Below are 23,424 nucleotides of genomic sequence, written 5' to 3'. Positions count from 1 at the left end.
CGCCACGGAACAAAGCCATGAACGTCTATTTCAGCCCGGACCAACGCCTGCATGCCCCGACCCACGAGGTCTTCGGCGGCGAGATGATCACGCCGTTTGAAACACCCGACCGGATCGACCAAGTCCTCGCGCGGATGGAGACGATAGGCCCCGTCCTTGCGCCACGCGATTTCGGACTTGGGCCGCTCAAGCGGATCCACGATCCGGCCTATGTCGATTTCCTGTCCGGTTGCTGGGACGAGTGGACCGCGGCCGGCTTCAGGGGCGAAGCCATCGCGACCGTCATGCCGTCGCACAGGACCGGCCGCCGCTGCCCCACGCACATCGAGGGGAAGATCGGGTATTTCGCCTTCTCGGGCGAATCCGCGATCATGAAGGACACGTTTCAGGCCGCGCGCGCCAGCGCAAACGCCGCCCTTTCGGCCGCGGATGCTGTCTCGACAGGTGAGCGCGCCGCTTTCGCGCTATGCCGCCCGCCCGGTCATCACTGCATGACAGCGCAGTTCGGCGGCTATTGTTATCTCAACAACGCAGCCATCGCCGCCCAATATCTGCGGGACCTAGGCGCCGACCGGGTCGCGGTGCTCGACATTGATTTCCACCATGGCAACGGCACGCAGGACATCTTCTACGAGAGAGCCGATGTTCTCTTCTGTTCGCTCCACGGCGATCCGGACCGGGCCTATCCCTTCTATCTCGGCTGTGCGGATGAGACCGGAGCGGGTCCGGGCGAGGGCTGCAACCGCAATTATCCCTTGCCGCCCGGAACGGGGTTCGGGCAATGGGCCGCCGCCCTTGGCGACGCGTCCAGGCACATCGAAACCTTCGCGCCGGATGTCCTCGTGGTCTCGCTCGGTGTCGATCTTTACGAACGCGATCCGCAATCCTTCTTCGCCATCGCCTCCGACGACTTCACGGAAATAGGCCGTCGCATCGGCGACCTCGGTCTGTCGACGGTCTTCGTGATGGAGGGCGGCTATGCCGTCGCTGACCTGGGCGTGAATGTCGAGAAGGTTCTGACCGGGTTCGGCTGCTGACACATCAACGGGAAGGACGTCATGGATCCGCAAATCGAGGCCTATCTGGCGAACTACCCGGTCACGGACGCCGCGCGTGAATTTCTCGACGGTCCGCCGCGCATGTTCGTGGACGGGCAATTCACCGAAGGTCAGGCGAGCGGGACGAGGGCGGTCATGGAGCCGTCCACCGGCGCTCCGCTGTCGGGAGTCCTCCTTGGAACGCCGGCCGATGTGGACGTCGCGGTTGCAGCGGCCCGACGTGCCTTCGATCAGGGCCCTTGGCCACGCATGGCGCCAAATGAGCGGCAGCGCATCCTGTGGCGGCTTGCAGACCTCGTGGAAGACCATGCCGAGACGCTTGCGCAGATCGAGACGCTCGACACCGGCAAGGCAATCGGGCCGTGCCGCGAAATCGACATCCTCGGTTCGGCCGATCTCATTCGCTACATGGCCGGTTGGGCGACCAAGATCGAAGGCGCGACGCGCGACATTTCGGCGGGCGACTATTTCGCCTACACGCTGAAGGAGCCGATCGGTGTAGTTGGCGCGATCACGCCTTGGAATTTCCCGTTCAACATGGCGATGTGGAAATGCGCGGCACCGCTTGCGGTCGGCTGTACGATGGTCCTGAAAACGGCTGAAGTGACCCCGCTGAGCATGCAGTATTTCTGCAGGCTCGCACAGAAAGCGGGGCTTCCCGATGGCGTCCTGAATGTGGTCACGGGCCTTGGCGCGACGGTCGGCGCGCATTTGTCCGCACACCCCGGCGTGGACAAGATGTCCTTCACGGGATCGACCGTCACCGGCATGCAGGTCGGCCTGGCGTCGGTCCGCCATTTCGCCCCGGTCACACTGGAACTGGGCGGCAAGTCGCCGATGCTGGCGTTCCCTGACGCTGACCTCCAGACCCTCGCCGAGGCGGCGCGGTGGAGCGTCTTCTTCAACACCGGACAGAATTGCTCGGCGGGGTCCCGGCTCTATCTCCACCGCGACGTCTATGAGGAAGGCGTTGCGGCGCTGACGGACATGCTCGCCGGTCTCAAGGTTTGCGAGGGGCTCGATCCCGCCTGCGATATCGGGCCGCTCGTTTCGGCAGAACACCGGCAATCCGTCGCCCGCTATCTGCAGATGGCGAATGCGGACGGTGACGTCCTTATCGGCGGCGGGCTTTGTGAGCGACCAGGTTATTTCGTCCAGCCGACCCTCGTAGCGATGAGCGACAATCGGCATCCCCTTGTCCAGGAGGAGATTTTCGGCCCGGTGCTCGCCGTCCTGCCATTCGAGAGCGAAGACGAGGTTGTCCATCTGGCGAATGACAGCGTCTACGGGCTGGCGGCCAGCGTCTGGACGGCGGATGGCGCCCGAGCGCAGCGTGTGGCCCGACGGATCGACGCCGGAAGCGTCTGGATCAATTGCCATGACGTCGGCGACAGCGCGATGCCCTTCGGCGGATGCAAATCATCCGGCTTCGGCAAGGATCTGGGCCGCGAGCAGATCGATCACGTCTTGCGCACCAAGGCTGTGACGATGGCGTTGTGAGTGATTGGCGAGGCACACACGGGATGCAAGCACACCATCGATTTCGGTTCGGCAGGGGCTCACATTGACTTCGAAGCCTGCCTATCGACGCGCCACGCACCGCTTTGCAGGCTCATGCGAGTCCAGCGACCTATGTCCCCGCAAGCCGGGTGAGGGAGGAACGACAGTTTGACCTTCGGACGCGTCATCGGTCACCTGGTGGCCGGCCACCAACGCCCTCTTGTGGAGCGTGCGGGCAAACAAAGAAGCGCCAATTTGAGGGAGGGAGGTTCCATGTGGCAAATCGCCAAGCCTGGATATGACGAAGGGGTCGGCGCATGCGGATCCATAGGGCTGATCGCGCTGTCAGTGGACCGGGCGTTCGAGAGCGATATCCACGATTTCATCGGTGATGCGCCGGGCGTCGGCATATTCACGACGCGGATTGCCATGGAACCCGTCGCGTCGCCGGAAAGCCTTGCCGCGCTGGAAGGGCATCTGGACGGATGCGCGCGCCTGCTCGTTCCCGGTACAAAGCTCGATGTCGTCGCATTCGGCTGCACCTCCGGCGCGATCGCCATCGGACTGGACAAGGTCGCACAAATCATCCGGAACGCGAGGCCCGGTGTCGAGGTCGCCACGCCGATCGGCGCCGCCGTCAAGGCATTCGAAGTGCTCGGCGCAAAACGGATTTCGCTTCTCGCGCCTTATCGGGTGCCGGTCGCCGAGATGGTCGCGGCCCATTTCGAGGCGGAGGGACTGGTCATCGATCGCCGCATGACCTTCGATCTCGACGGCGATCCCGACATCAACCGGCTCAGCGTCGCGGCGCTCGTTGAAGAGGGCAAGCGGGCGATGCACGAGGACAGTGACGCACTTTTCATTTCGTGCACCGGCCTGCGAACGGCGGGTGTGGTCGAGACGCTTGAGCGCGAACTTGGCAAACCGGTGGTCACGAGCAACCAGGCTCTCGCCTGGCAGTGTATGCGCCTCTTGAGCGGTCAGGGCGAGGCCGCGGGAATCGGCTCGCTCAACAGGACCGGCGCGTCCTGACAGTCGAGCGCGCCCGTCGAGGCATCCCATCGGTGGCCTGTACTTGTCAGCCCCGCGCTGCGCTCGTTTGTACGGAGCCCAAGCGCAACCGCGCCATGGCTTCCAGCGCCGCCTCAACGCCCGCATCCGACGTGATCACACCCGGCGACAGCCGCAGGATGTTCCCGCGGCCGTCGGTGGCGATGCCGTCTTCGCGCAGCGCCGCGACCGCTTCGGAGGCGGGGCGGTCGGGAAGGCGGATCATGATCGAGCCGCCTCGGGCCGCCTCGTTTCTCGGCGTGATCAGGTCGAGGCCCAGGTCGTCGACGCCCTCGATGATCCGCGCCGTGTGCCGGCGGTTCTGGGCGAGGATGGCGGCAGTGTCCTGCGCCGCGTGCCAATCCATCGCCGGCAGGGACGCGATCGCCGCGACGCAGCCGGGCGTGCCGTTGTCGAAGCGGCGGATGTCGGGCGCGAGTTCGAACTTGTCCAGCGCCCAGTTGAACGGATCCGGCTGGCTGAACCAGCCGCGCAACTCGGGCGAACTCTCGGCGATCAGGCGCGGGGCGGCGTGCAGGATGCCGGCGCCGGGCGTCCCGCACATCCATTTCAGGCTCGTCGAGATGGTGAAATCGATCTCGGGGTCGGATACGTCGAACGGAAGCAGCCCCGCTGCCTGCGTGATGTCCACGCCGATCAGGCTGCCCATTTCCCGGCCATGCGCGACGAGGGAAGGCAGGTCGATACGATGCGAGGTGGTCGAGGACACCCAGGTCAGGAGCGCGACGGCGACATCCGGCCCCCAGCTCTTCAGGAAATCCTCGTCCTCAACCCAGTTCGCACCCTGGCGCAGGGAAACGGTGTCGAGCGTGAAGCCGAGCCTTTCCTGCAACTTGGTCAGGAGGAAGTGGTTGGAGGGGAAGCAATCCCCGGCGACGAGAACGCGCTTGCCCTTGAGCTTTTCCTCGGGCAACGCGGTCATCAGCATGTGAAGGCCCTGGGTGACGTTCTCACAGGTGGTGAGCGACCCTTCGGGCGCGTTGATGATGTCCCGCCAGCGGTCGATGAAGGCCGCGCGCCGAGGCAGTATCTCGGCCCATTGCCCGTCATCGGGCGCGCCCCAGAAGGTGGCGAACTCCGCCATCGCGCGTGCGAGGTCGTCGGCCTTGCCGGGATACTGGCCGATGGAGTGGTAGAGGAAATAGGCGTCTTGCATGATGTTCACCGCTGGTAGGCACGCTGGTAGCGTCGCTCGAGCCAACTGGTGAGGCGCACCAGCGGCCAGAGGATCGCGACATAGATCAGCGCTGCCCCGATGAGGGGCGTGGGATTGGCAAAAAGGGCCTGCGCGTCGGTCGCCTGCTTCAGGAGGTCGGTCATCGCGACGACTGACGCGAGCGACGTGTCCTTGACGATCGAGACGCAGTTGGAGGCGTGCGGCGGAATGATCAGCCGCACGGCCTGCGGCAGGATGACCTTCTGCATCATCCGCCAGAAGCTGAGACCGAGCGCCGCGCACGCCTCGAACTGGCCCGAAGGAACGGCCTGAATGCCGTTGCGCACGACTTCGGCGGTATAGGCGCCCAGCACCGCCGACAAGGCGATCGTGGCCGCCGCGAAGGAGGACAGCACGATCCCGGCGAAGGGCAGCGCGTAATAGACCAGGATCAGGACGACCAGCACCGGCATGGCGCGCAGGAAATCGGTGTAGCCGATCGCGAACAGGCGTAGCGGCAGAACGGCGTAGAGCCGCATCAGCGCGATGCCCGTGCCGATGATCGTACCCAATATGATGGACGTCGCGCCGAGAAGCAGCGTCATGCCCAGTCCCCTCAGGAGGATCGGGAAGGCGCGGACGAGCACGTCCATATTGAAGAAGATTTCGAGTGCGCTCATGGGGCGAACCTCGTCACTGGGATTGGGACCTGCGGTCGGTGATCAGCATGTGACCGGGCGCATGGGTGATGGCAAATGGCAGTCGGGCCGAGGAGATCGCACGTTCCATCGTCACGCCGCACGCCCAGAAGACAGGTGTCTCGCCCGGTTCTACATCGGTCAGCCCGAGCCCGTCGATCGGATGGGCGAAGTCCACCCCGATTGCGGCCGGATCTCCGATATGGATGGGTTCGCCATGCGAGTCCGGATGCGCGCGCGTGACGTCGCACGCCAATTGCACCTGCGAAGATGGGATCGAGCGCATGCTGACGACGAGATTGCCGCCGAACGGGCCGGCCGCGACATTGGGGATCGTCGTGTCGAAAGCGGAGCAACTCACGCCCGGCGCGTGGCATCGAAGCGAGACGCCGGCGGCGACGAGATCGGCTTCGAAGGTCAGCGAACAGCCGATGGCGAAAGCAACGAGGTCGTCGCGCCAGACGGACACAATGTCGGGTTGCAGATCGACGGGTTGGCCGTCTTCGAACAGCCGATAGAGCGGCAGGTCTTGCCTCAGGTCGAAATCGCCGAGATCGGGAAGCGCGGGATCGCCGCGCCTTCCGCGTGAAAGAAGCGGGCAGGCGACCGAATTGCGGCGCAGGAAGGTTTCGAAGTCGTCTGCGACGGCTTCCGGGACGAACGCCATGTTCGCCTGCACGTAACCGGGGCACAGTGCCGAGGTCTGGCGAATGTCGCCCGCGCGGAACTGAGCGCGCCACGCCGCCGGCGTCATTGCGCATCCGCCTTCCAGTCGGTCTCGATCTGCGCCTTGAACAGCAGCACTTCGAGTTCGTGTGTCTTGACGGTGCGCGCCCAGCGGTCGTCGTCCATCCAGTCCGCGCGCCATGTCGTCATCGCGACCAGGCAACTCGCATCCGGCAGGCCCCAGTCAGGCCCGGGCGTGACGCGGATCGAGATGCGTGGCACGCGCGCGCCGGATGCGCCCAGGTGAAAATCGATCAGCCCAAGCTCCGCGTGCAGCCTGATCTCGACTTCGGCCGGCAAGCCGTCGAAAAGCGAAGTGCCGGCCCAGACATCGTCTTCGCCGGCCGGAACGAGGTCCATGGAGCCGAGCGTCCACCGGCCGAGCTTGCGCCCGTCGGACAAGTGTCGCAGGGCGAAGTCGGACGGTGCGTCGACGCGCACGGAAGCGAGATGGGCGTAATCCATGGGAGACAGGTGCGCGATGGCGGGGCGGCGAGGCCGCCCCGACGATCATCGTCAGTCGGCCGAGGTCGGCACAGGCATCGGCGTAACCGCGAAGCTGCCTTCGGCAGGTGCGACGCCCATCCACTTCTCGTAAAGCGCGGCCATGGTGCCGTCGGACTTCATGTCGGAAATGATCTGGTTGACCGTTTCCAGCTTGTCCGAGCCCTTCGGCATCATCATCGCGAATTTCTCGCCCGTAACGATGTCGGCGCCAACCTTCAGGCCCTTCATCTTGCTGAAGGCGTAGTGAAGGCCCACCACGTCGTTGACGACGGCCTCGATGCGGCCGTTCTGAAGGTCGGTCAGCATGTTCGCGGTCGTGTCGTAGCTCTTGTAGTCGGCATAGCCGATCTCGTCCTTGCGCTCTTTCAGCCAGGCTTCGGGGAACGATGTCGCGACAGAACCGACGACCTTGCCCTTCAGGGCGGCGACGGAATCGATGTCGGACCCTTCCTTCACGCCGACGCCCAGCGCGCCCTCGAAATAGGGCTGGGTGAAGGACTGGCTCTCGAGCCGCTCATTCGTGATGGTCAAGGACGAGATGACGATGTCCACCCGGCCCGACGCGGACGCGACGAACAGAGCCTTGAAGTCCATGCCGTCGATCTTCGCTTCCGTGCCCATGCGCTTGGCGATCTCGTTGACGATGTCGACTTCGTAGCCTTCGAAGGACCCGTCCTCGGTCTTGTTTTCCCATGGCGGATTGGCCGGATATGCGCCAACGCGCAACGTGTCCTGGGCCATGGCGGGCATGCTCAGCGCGAAAGCGAACCCGGCGACCAGGCCGAGCATCATGTGTCGGGTAGATTTCATCAGAGCCTCCTGTTGGGATCGGGCTTCTTGGCGTGCTGTTCGTGCCTCCCGTCTCCGGATGGGAGGTTGCCACAAACAGAATACTTTTCAACACCTATTTTCCGATCATGAAGGTCGCATTTCGACGATAGGGCCGAAAATTGGTGCATTTCGGCAAATCATGCCGTATCGTCACCGAAAAACAGTATTCAGTTATGTCCCGAAAAAGCCATCGCGATCGAATCTATGACCTGCTGATCGAACGGGTGCAGACTGGCCAGGTCGGCTGGGATGATCGCCTGGTCGACGTCAACATCGCGGCAGAGCTGGGCGTGTCGCGCATGCCGGTTCGAGATGCGCTGCTGCGCCTGGTTGCGGAGGGCTTCCTCGCCCCGACGACGCGCGGCTTCACGCTGCCGCGGCTTTCCCCGGAAGAGGTGCTGGAAGTGTTCGATCTGCGCCGGCTGTTGGAACCGCGCGCGGCTGCGCTTGCGGCCCAGTCGATGACGGACGAGACCGTCGCGCGCATGGACGAGGCGGTGGAGCGCACGAGCGCCGCCCTTGAGGCCCACGACGTTCCGACCCTTTATCACGCGTCCGAGGACTTCCGCGGCGCCTGGTTGTCCCTCGTTCCCCACAAGGCGCTCGAACAGACCATTCGCCGCTATTTCGTGCAGGTTCAGAATGTGCGCCTGACCACCATGATCGACGATGCGACCCTGGAGGTCGTCGTGGCCGGTCAGCGCGAGCTGCTTGCCGCCCATCGGGCGCGCGACGCCGTGGCCGCATCAGACCGGATGCTGCGCTTCGTGATCGAGGGTGAGCAGGCCTTCCGCAAATCCCTTGCCGCACATGAGAAAGCGGAGGCGACTTCCGGGTAGACGCCCGCGCGGGAGCGCCATGTGGGAACCGGCAGCGGCCGTTATCCGCCACCGCGCATGCGCGCGGCAGAGCCGGTTGGTCGATGTTCATTCACGGCGCGAAGGGAGAATCGTTCGGGCAGCCTCATCGCGCGTTTTCCCAAGGGAAATTCGGAAGCGGTGGGCCGATCGAAAATTGGGCTTCCGCAAAGTTATGTGACAGGATACTCATCTTGTGGTTGATTCGGTGGGAGGGGTTTCCGAATGGAAAGTCGTGGGTCAGATCAAGGGCTTAGACCCTTTTGGCTGAAGGCTTCCTTCGTTGTGCCGGTGACTGTCGCGCTCCTTGGAGCTCTGCCGGCGGGCACCGCCTTCGCGCAGTCCATGACGACCCAGACCAACGTGGCCGAGACGGTCGTGCCCTCTGGCGACATCGCCGTCGTGCCATCGGCCGGACTGGACGGTTTTAACGGCGGAACCGGCTACTACACCTGTCCGGATATGACCTGGGGCGAAGCCTGCGCCTCCTTCTATTCCTTCCCCACACCGCAAGTTGTGGCGCCGCGCAATGGCGGCGACGCACCGACAAGCGGCACGGTGACGATCCTGACGTCATCGCAGACGTCGCTGGTGCAGATCGAGGACTACGACGCCGGCGTGTCGTCCTATTCGTTCCTCTCGGCACCGGTGTCGATCGAGGTCATCTCGGAAGGCTACAACACCGAGACGTCGGTGCTTTCGACGGTCGGCCCCATGACCGAAACCCAATGGGTGAACGAAGGCGCGGCCTTCACGATCGAAGGCACGATCGATGGCACGACGCCGTTTTCCGTGGACTATGACGAAACGCTCGACCTGATCACCAACGAGCCGACAGACGGCTGGACGCTGGAAGAGGTCGCCGCGGAGTTCAACACGGAATCGACGAACAATGGCTGGGGGCTGACCGCTTCGGTCGAGAGCGATTCGGGTGACTACTATCTCAAGATCACCGCGGTCGAGGGAGACAATCGCGAGATCACCGTTTCCACGACGGCAGGCACGACCGCGTCGGCCGTCGGCGTCGGCGACGGAAACCCGCTGACGGATCTCGATTTCGGGGGCACGGTCGGAACCGGCTACGTCGCGACCAGCGGCCTCGATATCGAGACCTATCCCTGGGAATACACGGTCGGCGGCGGTGCTCTGCAGACCTCCGACAACAACCGGATCACGGTCGATGGCGTGACCATGACCCTCCTCGGCACGGGAACGTCCGAGATCGGCGGGTCCGTGGAAAACGGCACCGTGCCAGGCGGCCTTGACGGCAATGCGGGCCTTGCCGGGACCGGCATCACCATCGGCGACACATGGGAGTCCGTGAGCATCGGCGGCCTCGCCTACGATCTCTCGACGATCGGCGGCGCCGCGGGGCAGGCGGGCGTCGGCGGTGCCGGCGGACGGGGCGGCGCAGGCGGAGAGGCCTTCACCGACACTGTTCCGATCATCAACGTGCTGATCTTCCCGCCCTTGACCATCCCGAACACCGTTATCGTGACCGCGCAGGGCGGCATTGGCGGCACGGGCGCGATGGGTGGCGTCGGTGGTACAGGTGAAGTGGGTGGCGTCGGTGGTGCGATCGACTTTTCAGTGACCAGTCCGCTCGTGGTTGCGGGCCAGCTCATCGACGCGCAGTCGATCGGCGGCTCGGGCGGCCGGGGTGGAACCGGCGGTCAAGGCGGCCAGGGCGGCGACGGCGGGGACGCCGTGGCGTCCGTGGAATCTCAGAACCTCTTCGACATTCAGGTGGTGAGCGCACCCGGCAATGTCGGCGGGCTTGGCGGCCAGGGCGGTCTCGGCGGCGTCGGCGGCACGGGCGGAGCCGGTGGCGCAGTCGATCTCGCATTCGATCTTGGCACGGCCACGCTCGACGACGGCATTGCGGCGCTCAGCCGCGGCGGTGTCGGCGGTCAGGGCGGCACGGGTGGTCAGGGCGGTCAGGGTGGCCAGGGTGGCAACGCTGTTTCGTTCGATCCTGAAGTGTTGGGCAATACCGGGCAGAATGCTTTCACCGGCGGTGCCGGCGGTGTTGGCGGCACGGGTGGAATCGGTGGCGTCGGCGGCGCCGGTGGGACGGTCGATATCTCCAACGACACGACGCTACTGACGACGCTCGGTTACGGAATTCTCGCCGAGAGCGAAGGCGGAATGGGTGGCACCGGCGGAACCGGTGGTGTCGGCGGCACGGGTGGCCTTGGCGGCAATGGCAGCGCCGATCATGACTTCGCCAACCCGCTCAACATCAGCAATATCGCGAACGCGGCTGGAAATGGCGGCGTCGCGGGCATCGGCGGTCAGGCCGGACGCGGCGGCCTCGGTGGCGCCGGCGGCGACGTCACCGTCGAAAACCTCGGCACGGACAATCGCATCGACGCGGGCACGGCCGGCATCGTGGCGCGCAGCCTCGGCGGTGTCGGCGGCACGGGCGGCATCGGCGGCGCTGGCGGCGTCGGCGGTACGGCGGGCGCCGTCGGTTACGACTCGCCGGTGTTCCTCCTGTCCTATGACGGTGTTGCGGGCGCGGCCGGCAGCGGTGGTCTCGGCGGCAATGGCGGGAACGGCGGCAATGGCGGCGACGGCGGCAATGGCGGCACGGTTGATGTCACCAACGAAGGCATCGTGACGGTTGCCGCGACCGATTACGGCTCGGGGATCGTCGCCGAAAGCCTCGGCGGCATCGGCGGGGTTGCCGGCGTCGGTGGCGGCGTTGGCGCGGGCGGGTTCGGAAGCAGCGCCGGGTCCGCATTCGATCCCTGTACGCTGAGCGTCGGCTGCGACATCTACGCCGCGTTCGAGGGTCAATATGGCCTGCTCCTTGAGTGGGGCGCGGGCGCAACCGGTGCGGCGGGCAGCACCCTCGGCACCGAAGGCCTTGCGAGCGCGATCGGCGGCGCAGGCGGTGTCGTGACGGTGGACAATTCCGGCACGGTGGTAACCCAAGGCGACCATGGCGACGCGATCATCGCGGTCAGCGCCGGCGGCGTGAACGGGCTGAACGAGCGCATCGGCGCGGGTACCTACAACGCCAACCTGCTCTATTGGTCCGGCATGCCCGGCACGGCCCAGTTCGGCGGTGCGGACGACGTCAGCGTGTCGAATTCGGGCGGAATCGGTACGACGGGCGAGCGCGCGGCCGGCGTGATGGCGCTGTCCTACGGTCTCGGCCAGGTCTCCGGAAACGTGACCGTGCTGAACGATTCCGGCGTCATCGAAACGCAGGGCGCGGAATCGCATGGCATCGTCGCGCACAGCCGGGCGGGAATCATCACCGGTTTCGCGGCGTCCGCGTCGGGTGAGGTTCTGGTCTCCAACAATGGCGGTTCGGTCACCGTGACCGGCGAGGGCGCGTCCGCCGTCATCGCCAAGAGCGAGTCCGATATCGGCGTCGCGAGCGCGACCGCGATCGACAATGCCGGCGGCATGCTTTTGTCCTTCGGTGACACCTCCGGCTACGCGGTCGACGCCAGCAGCATGTCGGCGCTGGTCGATGCTGGGTTGGTGAGCCTCGACAACACAGCGGGCTCGATCGTCGGCCACAGCACAGACGGCGGCGTCTACCTGCGCAGCGTCGCGGGGACGGGCTTCATCTCGGGCGGCGTCTCCGCCACAAGCAGCGGCGCGATCGCCGGCACGGGGTCCGGCGCCTACGGTCTCCGGGCCATGTCCAGCAATGGCGACATCGACATCGTCAACACCGGCCTGATGCAGGGCGGCTCGGGCGGTCATGCCGTTTCCATCGAAGGCGGCACGTCGAACACGCTCGACAACAGCGCAGGCGGCGAGATCTTCACCCTCGGCGGCGTTTCCGACGTGGCGATCACGGGCGGAGCGGCGTCAGAAGCCGTGGTCAACGGGGCCGGCGGCTGGATCCTCGGGTCCATCGATCTGGACTTCGGCAATGTGGACGGCACCGGAAACACGGTCGAGAACCAGGCCGGCGCGACCTTCATCGCGGGCAGCGATGTCGATCTTGGTCACGCGACCGACAGTTCCAACGTCTTCACGAATGCGGGCGTGTTCTCCATCGGGCTGGCAGGTGATCCGAACGGAAACCTGCAGCTGGAGTCGACGACGAGCGTTGAAGCGGCGACGGCCGGCTCGGTGACCCCGACGCTGTTCGCGTTCTTCCCGACGCCCGCCTCATTCGAACCGACGCTGCCTGACCTGGATCTGACGACCGTGACCGGTAATTTCGTCCAGTCGTCCAGCGGCATCATGATCGCCGACGTCGCTTTCGACACCAATGTAACGGGCATCCAGGGCATCGACGAGATGGACCATGTCTATGTCACGGGCACGGCAGATCTCGGCGGGCAATTGCAGCTCGCGCCGATCACGGGAGCGGGGTCGCCCGGAACATTCCTGATCCCGTTCCTCTACGCCGACGGCGGTGTGACGGATTCCGGCATGTCGGTCCACCCAACCTTCCTGAACGGCACCTCGTCGACGACCGCGACCTTCTCCGCCTCGATCGACTTCTCCGATCCGAACCTGGCGCAGCTGAGCTACTCGATCGACTATTGCCCGGGCGGGCTGACGATCAACCAGGGTTCCTATTGTAACGCCGTGACCAACATCCAGACCTATGGATGGCCCGAATACGAGGAAATCGCCGCCAACATCCTGCGCGTGGTCGATCTCGACGATCTGAAGAAGGTCTATGATTCCCTGGACGGCGAAGGCATGGTCGCCGCGGCCGAGGCGCAGCACGGCGTGACGCGTCAGATCGGCGACGCGATGGGTAAGATGGGCGAACTCGGCGCGGACTGCCTGCTCGATCCCGACAGGAACCCGGACGAGAAATGCGAAGACTCCATCCGCTACTGGAGCGACTTTTCCTATCGTTCGGAAGAGGCCTTCGGCGACGGCAACTCCGCCTCCTTCGACCAGCACGCCTACAACGCCGCCTTCGGCGCCATCATGTCGCGCGAGAACGCCTATCTGACCTTCGGGCTCGGCTCGACCGCCAACGACTACTCCATCCCGGATCGCTGGATGGATGGCGATGGCGTCGGCGCGTGGGGCGGCCTGGGCGCGGGGGTGGCGAGCGACAGCGGCTTCTACTTGCAGGGCAATGTCGGCGCCGGCATCACCCAGAGTGATTACACGCGCACGGCCTGGGGCTACTCGCTCGATGGCGAACTCGATCCGAACTATGTGCACGGCCAGTTCGTGACCGGGCTGCTGCAGGCCGGAGCGCAGACGGGTCTGCGGGCGAAACTGGGCGACCTCGGCCGCGTCCACTTCTTCGGCGCCTACGACGTCGCGTCCACCTATCGCGAGGATTACCACGAGGACGAAAGCGTCTGGGGCAACCATTACCTGGGAGACCGCGTGACCGACCAGTACGGCACCATCGGCGTCACGCTGTCAAACATCTTCCAGGTTTCCGACACGATGACGATGGAGCCGCGCGCCTCGGTGTCGCGCACGGAGGCGATCAATCTCGACGATCGCACGATCGCCGCGCAGTCGAACGCGGCGGATGCCGACGGCTTCGGCTGGGAGGCGATCGGCGCCACGCCGGACTATTCGCGCTACGAGTGGAGTCTCGGCATGACCGTGCGCTCATCGACCGGCTTGATCTGGGACATGTCCGTGACGACATGGGACAGCGATCGCTTCGAGCGCAATACGGACACGCAGATGAGCCTGTCCTGGGAGTTCTGACCCGAGGCGGCCGGGAGCCATCGGGCTCTCGGCAGATACGGGATACGGCCCGAACGTGAACTCTCCCGCATCTCGGCATCGGCGAGGCGGATTTCGTGCGAACCCCGCTGCGCTGTAGTGCAAACAGAAGAGCCCCGCAGCGCAGATCAGACGCGAGCCTGAACCGGCCGTGGACGTCGGAGGCCCGACATCACCTCCGGCTATTCGTTGGGTGTTCCGACGTAAGTGCGGAGGAACTCCGTCCCGAACCCGGAGACGTCCGGGGCGCGGTGAAGGATCCGGCGCCGATTGACCGTCTCATGCACGCGAACCGGCACGCCCATCGCCTTCATCGCGTCCAGCACACGCCGCTCATGCGAACCGTGAAAGGCTACCGGCTCCGACAGGACGCCGAGAACGAGCGTGTCGGACATCGAGACCTGGTCCTCGGATTTGCCGAAAGCTCCGCCGACGATGGGCAGGTGATCGAGCTTCGTCTGGCCGGAGGCGTTGTATTCCTTCGTGCCGCTTGAAATCGTCCCCAGCACGACCGGCCGGCCATACGGGAAGAAGCCCGTGATCGTGTAGGTGTTCTTGGAAACGTCGAGCACATGCGCCGTCGCGGAGGGTTCCAGCGTCGCCATCGAACTGAACTCGAAGTCGAGCTTGAGGCTGACATATTGCGGTGTTGCGAGTTCCGGCTCCAGGTGCAGCGTCATGCCGGTCTCGGCGGTGTACTCCTCGGCTTCGCCCGCGGAATTGTACAGGATCGTCTTGTCCGACCCCTCGTGGATTTCCGATTCCTGCCCGATCGACGCAACGACGGACGGGGCCGCATTGACTTGCACGACGCTGTTGGCGCTTTGCGGCGTCAGGCGCACGGCATACTGGATCTCGGGGATCGAGATCGCGAGTTCCTTGAGGATTCTCACCTCCCAGCTGCCGCTGTCCTTCTCCCACTCCTGGGTGCGCTCGGCGCCGAGCTGGAAGGTGAGTTCGCTGAAGAAGTCCGATCCGCGCGTCAGCGTGTCGACGGAATAGCGGCGGACGAAATAGACATTCGCGACGATGTTGAGATTGCGGCACGCATCATCCTCCGAATCCTCGTCGCAGACCAGGTCGTCGCTGACGCCTTCGACATCGAACTTGACCGGCACCTTGACGATCGGCGCCGTGAACGTCCGGTCGGTGGGCAGATAGACCGCGCGGATGAACTGGCTGGCCGGGTCGTCGTCTTGCGCGCGTGCCATCTGCATGGAATCGAAAAGCGTCCGCGCCACCACCTCGTCGCCGTTGCGCAGCGCCGCCATGGCGGACAGCGCCCAATACATGCTGCGGTCCTCGATGAGCGCTGCATTCAGGAACGCGATCTGCGCAGCGGCGAAGTTGCCGAGATCCATCTCGGTCAGGCCGAGGCCGATATAGGAGGGCGGGTGGTCGTGGGAGAAGCGTGCGGCGCTCATGAACGCGGCGCGGGCGAACACGGACCTGTTGTTGAAGAGGCCGTCTTCCTCGATCAACTGCATTCCGTACTGAAAGTGTTCGCGCCAGTCGTGGCCCAGGTTCTGCGGCGCGACGATCGGCGGCGGCGGACCCGGCAGTCCGCCGAGGCAGCCGGATGCGAGTGTGCAGATGCCCGCGGACAAGAGGATCCGTGTGGGCTTGCTGGCGTTTCGCATGACGAGATCCTTGTCTGCACGGAAGATGGTTCGCGGTGAAAGCGAGCCCGGCACAAGGTTCTGCGTGAAAGCCTGGTGTCGGGCCCGTCGCCCCGTTCCCGCCACTCACCCCGCAAAAGGGTCGCCGCACCCCTCGAAAACGACGTGTGGTTGGGAGGTCTAGCGACACCCGATTCCGGCCGGCTAGGAAATACCCATTGCTTGGTAGTGCCCGGATCGTGGCGACTTCGGATCGTGCCGGTTGTCGTGTTGGCGAGGGGAAAGCGCGGAGCTCTCCCCTCGGCTACCTGCCGATCGGTCGTCAGCTGCAGGTCTTCTGCCAGTCGTCCGCCTTCTTCTTCACGTCGTCGAAGACGCCGAACAATCCGCTGATGCGATCGACGATCTTGGACTGCAGGTCCTGCATCTTCTTCTCTTTCATGTCAGAGATGTCGGCGAGCAGTCCGAAGGGCGCATCGATGGTCGTGCTGCCGATATAGACGGTCTTGGTGTCGCCCTTGTAATGGAAGTTCGTCTTCAGCTTGAGGGTGATCTTGTCGCTGCTGTGGGATTCCACCTGCGCGCAGAAGGCGACCTTCACGCTGCCGGTGATATAGAACCACGGGGCGCAGATGTAGTCGTCCTTCTCCGTGTCGTCGATCAGGTACTGGTAGAGGTTCAACGGATCCCAGTCGTCGTCGGAGAACTTGAACCAGGTGTTGTAGGACAGGTTGATGCCCTCGATCTGGCCGAGCAGGATCTCCTGATCCTCCCCGTCCACGCCCATCTCCTTGTCGGGATAGACCGGATACATGCGCAGATCGGTCTTGAACTGGATCGTCCGGGAGTAGCCGCCGAAGGTCTTCTTGTCCTTCGCGTGCTTGAAGAAGATCGGATAGCCGTTCTCGCGGATGTCGTTCAGCTTCTCGCGCTTGTCCTGAAGGTTCGCGAGAACGTGCACGACGGTGCAGATTCCCTTCTTGGCGACGTCGAAATCCTCGACGAGGTCGTCATCGGCCTGGTCGAGATAGGCTTCGAGCGCGGAATCTTCGGTCGATTGCGAACAACGGAGATCGGCGAGATCGAGCTTCGTGTTCTCGTCGTCCATGGCGGCCTGGGCCATTTCTTCCGCGTTGGACATCGTCACGGTGACGACCGGGGGCAGGGACTTCTGCTGGTTGTCATAGCTGCTCCAGCCCTCGAGATAGCCTTTGAAGTCCATGGTCTCGTTGACGAGGTCGGTGGATGTCTTGGCCTTCTTGTTCTTGCTGTCGAGATCGTCGAAGTAATCCTCGGTGTAGCTCTTCGACGTCGCGCTCTTGAAATCCTTCTCGACATTCTCCTGGAGGTCTTCCACCGCCTCCTTGAACGCGGCGATCTGGTCTTCGAGACTTGCGCTGTCTGCCTCGCAGCTCGCTGCGAAGGCCGAGCCTGGCAGCATGCTTGCGATGATCAGGGCCGATGCGGAGCAGCGCGCCCATTTCCCGAGCTTGTTCTGGAATCCAGCGGTCATCTTGCGTCCCTCTCAAGGTGTTTTCTTGATATGCCGATGCCACGGACAGACAGGATTCCCGGTGGGTTTTGAATACCAACGCCTTGGTAGGAAACCCTGCAAAGCGGCGATATCGTAAATGGATGGTTGCTGTTTCGGCAGCGGAGGGCGTATCACGGTCATGTTCGCCGTTGGCGCAGCGAAACCGTTGCGCGGCGGTTCGGGCGCGACCTTTTTACCTGTGCCGAACTGGGGACGAGCGCAGACCTTGACCTCGAAGACGTTTCAGATCCTGCTGCTCGAGGACGAGCGGTCCGTCGCTCTTCGGCTCGGGGGGATCATTCAGACGTGGCCGTCCGGCGTCCTACTGCCCCCGTGCCATACCGTCGGTGAAGCGCTCGAAATCATCGCCCGCCAAGAGGTCGACATCCTCATCGCCGATCTGCAGCTCCCGGACGGCTTCGGAACCCAGGCCATACGCGCGCTGCGGTCGCGCCAGCCGGACGCCGTTGCGATCGTGATGTCCGTTCTCAACGACTCCGCATCTGTGCTCGATGCCATCCGGGCCGGGGCCACGGGCTACCTGGAGAAGGACGACAGCGCGATCGGCATCATCAAGGCGATGGAGATGGCCGTCACCCAGCAGTCGCCGATGTCCGCGTCGATCGCCCGCCTCATCGTGCAATCGCTGCACGAGGAGCCGCCCCAGGAAGACATCGGGCGGCGCGCGGCCGAACTCCCCTTCACGCTCACGAAGCGCGAGCGTGACGTCCTCACCACGATCTCGCGGGGCTTTTCGAATGCCGAGGTCGCGGAGATGCTCGGCATGTCGCCGCAGACCGTTCCGGTCCACACGCGCAACATCTACCGAAAGCTGCAGGTGAGCAACAAGACGGAAGCGATCTATCTCGCCAGACGGGAAGGGTGGATCCCGTGACGCGCGCCGCCATGTTGACGCGCAGGGGCGGAACCGCGCTGGGCGTCCTTGTGGCCTGCGTGCTCGTTGCGGTCACCTTCTTTGCAGTCCGCGACGCCTTGAGAAGCGCGGACAATGCCCTGCGCCTGTCGGAGGCGACACTGAGCATCGGCGATGCCGCCGGGACGCCGGTGCAGCTTCCCTATCGCTGGACGCCGTTCGAGCGGCAGACCGGGCTGCATCGTTTCGATTTCGAGTTCGATTTCGACGCCTCGCGGCGCGCCGGCCGGGAACTCAGCCTGCATGTTCCCGTCTACGAGCCCTATGCCAACGTCTATCTGAACGGGCTGAAAATCTTCGATTCGACCACGTCGAGCGACTGGCCCGGACCGTTGTCGAACGCGACCGCCCTGATGCTGCTTCCGGCGGAACGGCTCCTCGACGGCCGCAACACCCTGCGCATCGACCTGCAGGCCAAAGCACGCACGGTCGCCATCCCCTTCGCCGGCGGGCTGTCCGATGTCTATGTCGGCTGGCTCGACGAGTTGCGGCCGATCTACTACTGGCGCAGCTTCTTCAATCACGACCTGAAGATCATCCTTTTCGGCGCGCAGATCATGCTCGCCTGCTTCGCGCTCGTGCTGTTCCTGCGCAAGCCGTCGGACACGGCGTTCGGTTGGATGGGCATGGTGCTGTTTCTGTCGCTGGCCTATGGCGCCGGCCCGATCGCGCAGATCCTTCCCGACTACCGCCTCATCATCGTCTACACCTTCCTGATGTCGCCTGTTGTGGGCCTCGCGCTGGTGGGGCTGTCCGGTGCGATCACCGGCTCCGCCACGCGCATACCGCTCTGGCTGCTGGCCGGCATGTTCGTGTTCCTGGCGGCGCTGCCCCAGCTCTTCGACCGGCCGGTCGTCGATCTGACCTTCCACTTCTCCCTGCCGGTCACCATCGCCTTGTTCTTCACGAGCTTCGTCATCCTGGCGCGCGGCGTCGTGCGCAACCGCAGCCTTGATGTCGTGCTGACGCTGTCGGGCGTCTTCATCCTGTTCGTCGGCGCGGTCCACGATGTCGGCGTCTGGCGGGGTTGGATCGAGCACGGGCTGATGCTGGCGCAGGTCTCGCGCATCATCACCCTGGTCGGCTTCGCCGCCATGATCTTCCGCCGCTACACCTCCATGTCCGACGCGCTGGACAATGCAGCCGACGAGTTGCGCGCGAGGCTGACGGAAAAGGAGCGGGAACTCGCCGACCTCTACGAAGAACAGAAACGCAAGGACGCCGCGCGCCTGCTGCAGGAGGAACGCGCCCGCATGACACGCGACCTGCATGACGGCGTTGCGGGACACCTGGTCGCGATCACCGCCCTTTCGGAGAGCGACAAGGACCTGCGCGACAACATCAAGGCGAGCGCCCGCGCCGCACTGGGCGAATTGCGGCTCGTCCTCGACACGCTCGAGGTCGAGGAGGCCGATCTGCACTACTATCTCGGCGTCTTCAGGGGCCGCTGCGTCGAGCCGCTGGAGGCGCTCGGCTACGATGTCACCTGGTCGATGACGCGTTTGCCGGAACTGGGCACGATCCCCCAGGAGGCGGCCTTCAACATCATTCGCATCCTCCAGGAGGCCGTCACCAACGCGGTCCGCCACGGTGCACCGGGCCGGCTGGACATCCGCGGCGAGGCCATCGCCCCCGACACGATCCGTTTCGTCGTCCGCAACCACCTCTCGTCGCAAGACCCGACGGAATCGACAGGCGGCCTCGGGCTTCGAAACGCCCGCGAACGCGCACATTCCCTCGACGGCTTCGCCAGCTTCGAGGTACGCGACGAACAGGCCGAATTCACGCTGACGATCCCCGTCCGAACGATCGCGGATAATGGCTTGCAAACCCGTCGGGAACCCGACCCGGCCGTGTGCCAGGCCTGACGCTGAGCTGACATTCTCGACGGCCGCGCCGAGCCGTGACGCTTCCGGCGCAACCGTACTCTCGCTTCAAGATTGGTACGTCTCGCCGGTCACCACGTGAAGCGACGTCAAGCTCGGCAGGCTCGGGGCAATGACGTGCGCCCCGGTCTTCATCCCGTGGAAGACGGGGCCGCTGTAGATGCGGCCCCGATGTGCACCGGCGCTAGCAGGATGCGACGCCGACCGCCGGCAGGATCACGGCGTCGGAGACGGCTAGTTGAACGACCAGCTGAAATGCGCCTTTGCCGCCTGATCGATGACATCGCCGGCGAACTGGCCTTCATAGGAGAAGCCGAGGCTCATACCGGCGGACAGCCCCACATTCAGCCCGAACTCGGCGACCACTGCGTCGTCGGCGATAGGCGTGCCGGAGACGGTGAAGGCGTCGCCGCCCGAGAAGGACTGCGTGACGTCCGGAGCGACGTCACCGAAAGCATGCCGCCAGCCGACCGCTCCCGAAATGCTGACGCTTGCCTCGGCTGCTGGGAGATCGCGAGAGGCACGAAGGCCGAGCGTCGTGAAGCCGACGCCATTGTCGCTGGTCTCGACGTCGAGGGCCGCCGCGCCGCCATTCTCGGTGTAGCCGTAGCCTCTGACATGCACATAGGCCGCGTTCGCGAACGGTTCGAGGGTCGACGCTCCGAGGCTCGCCTCGTAACCGATCTCGCCGAATGCCTGGCCGGCAAGGCGTGTCTGATTGCCGGTCAACGTTTCCGAATAATTGCCGATCGCGACCGAACGCTCGATGTCGGCCGATCCGAGCGAAAGAGTTGCGCCGAAGCGTGTTGCGACACCGTCCAGCTTGCGGCCGCCATAGGCGCCGACGTGGAAATCGTTCGTTCTGGCGCTGGAGTAGCGTGCATCCGTCTCGATCGAACTGTAGCCGTAACCGAGGGCGAAGCCGAGCAACGTGGTATCGTCCAGCGCCGGCGCATCGTAGCCCACCACGAAACCGCCGAGTTCCCGGATCGTTTCGCCGGCATTGCCGTCGGCGTCGTTGCGCGCCCAGCCGCCGAAAGCGCTACCCCAGATGCCGGAATCGAAGGGCAGGGGGCTGGCGACAAGCGCTTCCGTCGGGTCGGCGGGCGCGACATCGTCCGCATAGGCAAGCGGAAGCGCCGGAGCTCCGCTGCTCACTGAGAGTGTCGAGCGGATCCGGTCGATCAGAATGTCGCGCATGAGCCCGGAGGTCTCGTACATCTGGCCGAGGACGGTTGCGTTGAACTCGCCGGAGACGAGATCGTAGGCCGCGCGCGCGTCCTCCTCGGTTTCGAGATCGGCCAGAGCGACAAGCAGATCGTTGGCGCCGGCAAGGCTGTCGAGCGCTTCGGCGGTCGCCCGCTGGTTCGGCGTTTCGGCCACGGACGCGAAGCTGATCGCCTTCTCGATATCGACGGTCACCGTGTCCAGCGTGTCGCCATCATTGTAGTTGACCGCCACCTGCTTGAAGAGCGACAGCGTTTGCTCGTCGAACTCGAACGCGCCGTCGATCGTGGCGGCCTCCAGCACGGTCCAGCTATCGCCATAGGCGTAGACAGCCGGAAGCGTGACCTCCAGGTCGCCGGCAAGCGTCGCCGTGCCCGTCACCGAGATCAGGTCGCTGATGCCGCCGTCCTCGAGCTCCGCTACATAGGTCGAACCGGTCTGGCTGACGAAATCTCCCGTCACATAGAGTGTCCCGGCCGAGGAACCGGGCGTCATCGTGCCCCCGGTCTCGACGGTCAGATCGTGCACCGATCCCGCGCCGGCGAGCGTCGCCGCGTTCTTGACCGTGAAGTCGCCATTGGAAAAATCGGCGTCCAGCGTCAACGTGTCGCCTTCGACATCGACCGTACCGGTGAAGTCCGTCGAATCCGCAGAGAAGGTCGTGTCGCCCGCCAACAGGCGAACCGCGCCATACCCGGAGAATATGGTGTCGAAATCGTAGTCGGTCTCGGTGTGGTTGAAGACAACGACGCCGTCGCCCTGGCCGAAATGCACTGCATCGCCGCTGACCGTTCCGGCGGCCGCGGCAGATTCTCCCGCTTCCGCGCCGATGTTCATGGTCCCCTTGCTTCCTTCCCACCACGCGATCCGGATTTCGTTGTCGGCATGGACCGAAGCGCCGTCGGTCACGATCAGCGTGCCTACTCCCGAAGGGCCGATGTAGAAATTGCCGGCCGCGGGAACCGGGAGATTGAGGTTCTCCTTGGTGGAGATGGAGGAGCCTTCGCCAGTCAGGATCATCAGGCCCTTCGAGTTCCCGTCCTCGCCCAGCGAGACGGTCGCCGTCGTCACCGTCGCTCCGTCGGAAATGATCACCTTGCCGTTGCCGTCATTGGTCGGATCGTTTCCGCCGCCGCCGACGAAGATTCGGACCGATGTATCCCAGATCGTCTCCTCGCCGGTTATCGTCATCACGGCCAGCTCGGTGCCCTGGTTTCCGATATAGCCGCCGTCGCTGTAGAGATATGCGCCGTCCGATACGGTGAAGCTGGCTGCATTGGTGGCCAGCCAGTCGACCGTGTTGTCGTCGTCGGGGTTTCCGATGGTGACCCTCGTGTTCTCGCCGGTGAACTCCGCTGTTCCTTGTGTTCCGACGAACAATCCGACGTCGGTCAGTTCCGCCGACGCACCGCCGGAGATTTCCAGCTTTCCGCTGGAATCGGGACCGCCCAATCCGACGAAGACACCTCTGGTATTCACCCAACTCGTGCCTTCTCCGGTCACGGTCAGTGTGCCGGAGGCGACGCTGTCGTCCATGTACTCGAACCCACCGACTGATACGCCGTGGGTTTCCAGCGCACCCCCGGCTCGGATATCGACATTGGCGTTGCCGTGATAGCCGACCAGCATGTCGCCGATCGTCGTCAGTTTCGAGTTCTCGCCATCGACCACGACGGAGGACGTGCCGGTTTCCTCCATGGTCATCCAAAGGCGGTTCAGGGTGACCGTACCACCATCCAGGACATTGAGGGCCGCTTCGCCGTTGTAGCCGACGAAGCTCCATCCATCGTAGCCGCCGGGGATGGCGGTGAGGCTGGAACCGGGGCCCGTCACCGTTACGGAGCCGTAGGCCCCTGGACCGCCTCCGACGACAAAATGTTCGTCGCTCGATACTGCATGGCCGTCGTCGATCGTCAGGTAGCCGGTCGTGTTATCGCCGTAGGCGACATAGACGAAGTCATAAGTCATGTCGCTCGGAACGGTGTAGTATTCGAGCTCCGGAGTCTGGACGACGAGCGGATCGGCGTGTGCCGCGCCGGTTGCAAGCAGGAGACCGACGCCGAGATTGAACCCGGATAGAGCTGTTCGATTCATTTCATTTCCCCCAATCGATAGTCTTGGACATGTTCGGT

Annotated in this window: 15 protein-coding genes; 7 read left to right on the top strand and 8 right to left on the bottom strand. The window is 64.5% G+C overall.

What is annotated here, in order from left to right:
• The first annotated feature begins 17 nt into the window (after positions 1 to 17).
• From MRY80_RS17895 to MRY80_RS17885, 3 genes are all read left to right on the top strand, one after another.
• Positions 18 to 1,037 carry a histone deacetylase family protein gene (locus MRY80_RS17895; RefSeq protein WP_293292426.1) on the top strand — a complete coding sequence of 340 codons (1,020 nt, stop codon included), beginning with the start codon at positions 18 to 20 and terminating at the stop codon, positions 1,035 to 1,037.
• A gap of 21 nt (positions 1,038 to 1,058) precedes the next feature.
• Positions 1,059 to 2,558: an aldehyde dehydrogenase family protein gene (locus tag MRY80_RS17890; RefSeq protein ID WP_293292425.1), complete on the top strand. Its 1,500-nt coding sequence runs from the start codon at positions 1,059 to 1,061 to the stop codon at positions 2,556 to 2,558.
• A 273-nt stretch (positions 2,559 to 2,831) separates the two neighbouring features.
• A complete protein-coding gene (locus tag MRY80_RS17885) occupies positions 2,832 to 3,590 on the top strand; it encodes an Asp/Glu racemase (protein WP_293292424.1) in 759 nt (252 codons plus the stop codon).
• Positions 3,591 to 3,636: 46 nt separating this feature from the next.
• Here MRY80_RS17885 and MRY80_RS17880 read toward each other — a convergent pair whose 3' ends face one another.
• The 5 genes from MRY80_RS17880 to MRY80_RS17860 are packed head-to-tail and all read right to left on the bottom strand — an operon-like array spanning position 3,637 to position 7,526.
• Entirely contained in the window at positions 3,637 to 4,785 is a 1,149-nt protein-coding gene (locus tag MRY80_RS17880; protein WP_293292423.1) for an aminotransferase class V-fold PLP-dependent enzyme, read from the bottom strand.
• A 5-nt stretch (positions 4,786 to 4,790) separates the two neighbouring features.
• Positions 4,791 to 5,465: an amino acid ABC transporter permease gene (locus tag MRY80_RS17875; protein ID WP_293292422.1), complete on the bottom strand. Its 675-nt coding sequence runs from the start codon at positions 5,463 to 5,465 to the stop codon at positions 4,791 to 4,793.
• A 13-nt stretch (positions 5,466 to 5,478) separates the two neighbouring features.
• Positions 5,479 to 6,237, bottom strand: a complete 759-nt coding sequence (locus tag MRY80_RS17870) for a DUF1445 domain-containing protein (RefSeq protein ID WP_293292421.1) — start codon at positions 6,235 to 6,237, stop codon at positions 5,479 to 5,481.
• Positions 6,234 to 6,674, bottom strand: a complete 441-nt coding sequence (locus MRY80_RS17865; RefSeq protein ID WP_293292420.1) for a hypothetical protein — start codon at positions 6,672 to 6,674, stop codon at positions 6,234 to 6,236. The genes MRY80_RS17870 and MRY80_RS17865 overlap by 4 nt, the downstream gene beginning before the upstream one ends.
• 51 nt (positions 6,675 to 6,725) lie before the next feature.
• The gene (locus MRY80_RS17860; RefSeq protein ID WP_293292419.1) at positions 6,726 to 7,526 is read right to left on the bottom strand and encodes an ABC transporter substrate-binding protein; all 801 of its coding nucleotides are present in this window, start codon (positions 7,524 to 7,526) and stop codon (positions 6,726 to 6,728) included.
• 143 nt (positions 7,527 to 7,669) lie between these two features.
• On the opposite strand from MRY80_RS17860, the gene MRY80_RS17855 reads away from it, so the two are divergent.
• Together MRY80_RS17855 and MRY80_RS17850 are read left to right on the top strand one after the other, a co-directional pair.
• Positions 7,670 to 8,386 carry a GntR family transcriptional regulator gene (locus MRY80_RS17855; RefSeq protein WP_293293025.1) on the top strand — a complete coding sequence of 239 codons (717 nt, stop codon included), beginning with the start codon at positions 7,670 to 7,672 and terminating at the stop codon, positions 8,384 to 8,386.
• Positions 8,387 to 8,749: 363 nt separating this feature from the next.
• The gene (locus tag MRY80_RS17850; protein WP_293292418.1) at positions 8,750 to 14,074 is read left to right on the top strand and encodes a hypothetical protein; all 5,325 of its coding nucleotides are present in this window, start codon (positions 8,750 to 8,752) and stop codon (positions 14,072 to 14,074) included.
• 200 nt (positions 14,075 to 14,274) lie between these two features.
• Here MRY80_RS17850 and MRY80_RS17845 read toward each other — a convergent pair whose 3' ends face one another.
• On the bottom strand, positions 14,275 to 15,732 hold the full coding sequence (locus MRY80_RS17845) for a hypothetical protein (protein ID WP_293292417.1): 1,458 nt from the start codon (positions 15,730 to 15,732) through the stop codon (positions 14,275 to 14,277).
• 301 nt (positions 15,733 to 16,033) lie between these two features.
• Positions 16,034 to 17,224 (bottom strand): hypothetical protein, encoded by a 1,191-nt coding sequence (locus tag MRY80_RS17840; protein ID WP_293292416.1) that lies wholly within the window; start codon positions 17,222 to 17,224, stop codon positions 16,034 to 16,036.
• A 247-nt stretch (positions 17,225 to 17,471) separates the two neighbouring features.
• Between MRY80_RS17840 and MRY80_RS17835 the strand changes: the two genes are divergently transcribed.
• Both MRY80_RS17835 and MRY80_RS17830 read left to right on the top strand, forming a co-directional pair.
• Complete coding sequence (locus tag MRY80_RS17835; RefSeq protein WP_293292415.1) at positions 17,472 to 18,140, top strand: response regulator transcription factor; 669 nt, start codon at positions 17,472 to 17,474, stop codon at positions 18,138 to 18,140.
• Entirely contained in the window at positions 18,137 to 20,047 is a 1,911-nt protein-coding gene (locus tag MRY80_RS17830) for a histidine kinase (protein ID WP_293292414.1), read from the top strand. Before MRY80_RS17835 ends, MRY80_RS17830 begins: the two co-directional genes overlap by 4 nt.
• A gap of 252 nt (positions 20,048 to 20,299) precedes the next feature.
• Here MRY80_RS17830 and MRY80_RS17825 read toward each other — a convergent pair whose 3' ends face one another.
• Positions 20,300 to 23,386, bottom strand: a complete 3,087-nt coding sequence (locus MRY80_RS17825) for an autotransporter domain-containing protein (RefSeq protein WP_293292413.1) — start codon at positions 23,384 to 23,386, stop codon at positions 20,300 to 20,302.
• Between the last annotated feature and the right edge of the window lie 38 nt (positions 23,387 to 23,424).

This window comes from Oricola sp., assembly GCF_022763245.1.
Taxonomy (GTDB): Bacteria; Pseudomonadota; Alphaproteobacteria; order Rhizobiales; family Rhizobiaceae; genus Oricola.
Note: the sequence above shows the minus strand (reverse complement) of the source record. Positions and strands in the feature narration are given on the sequence as shown.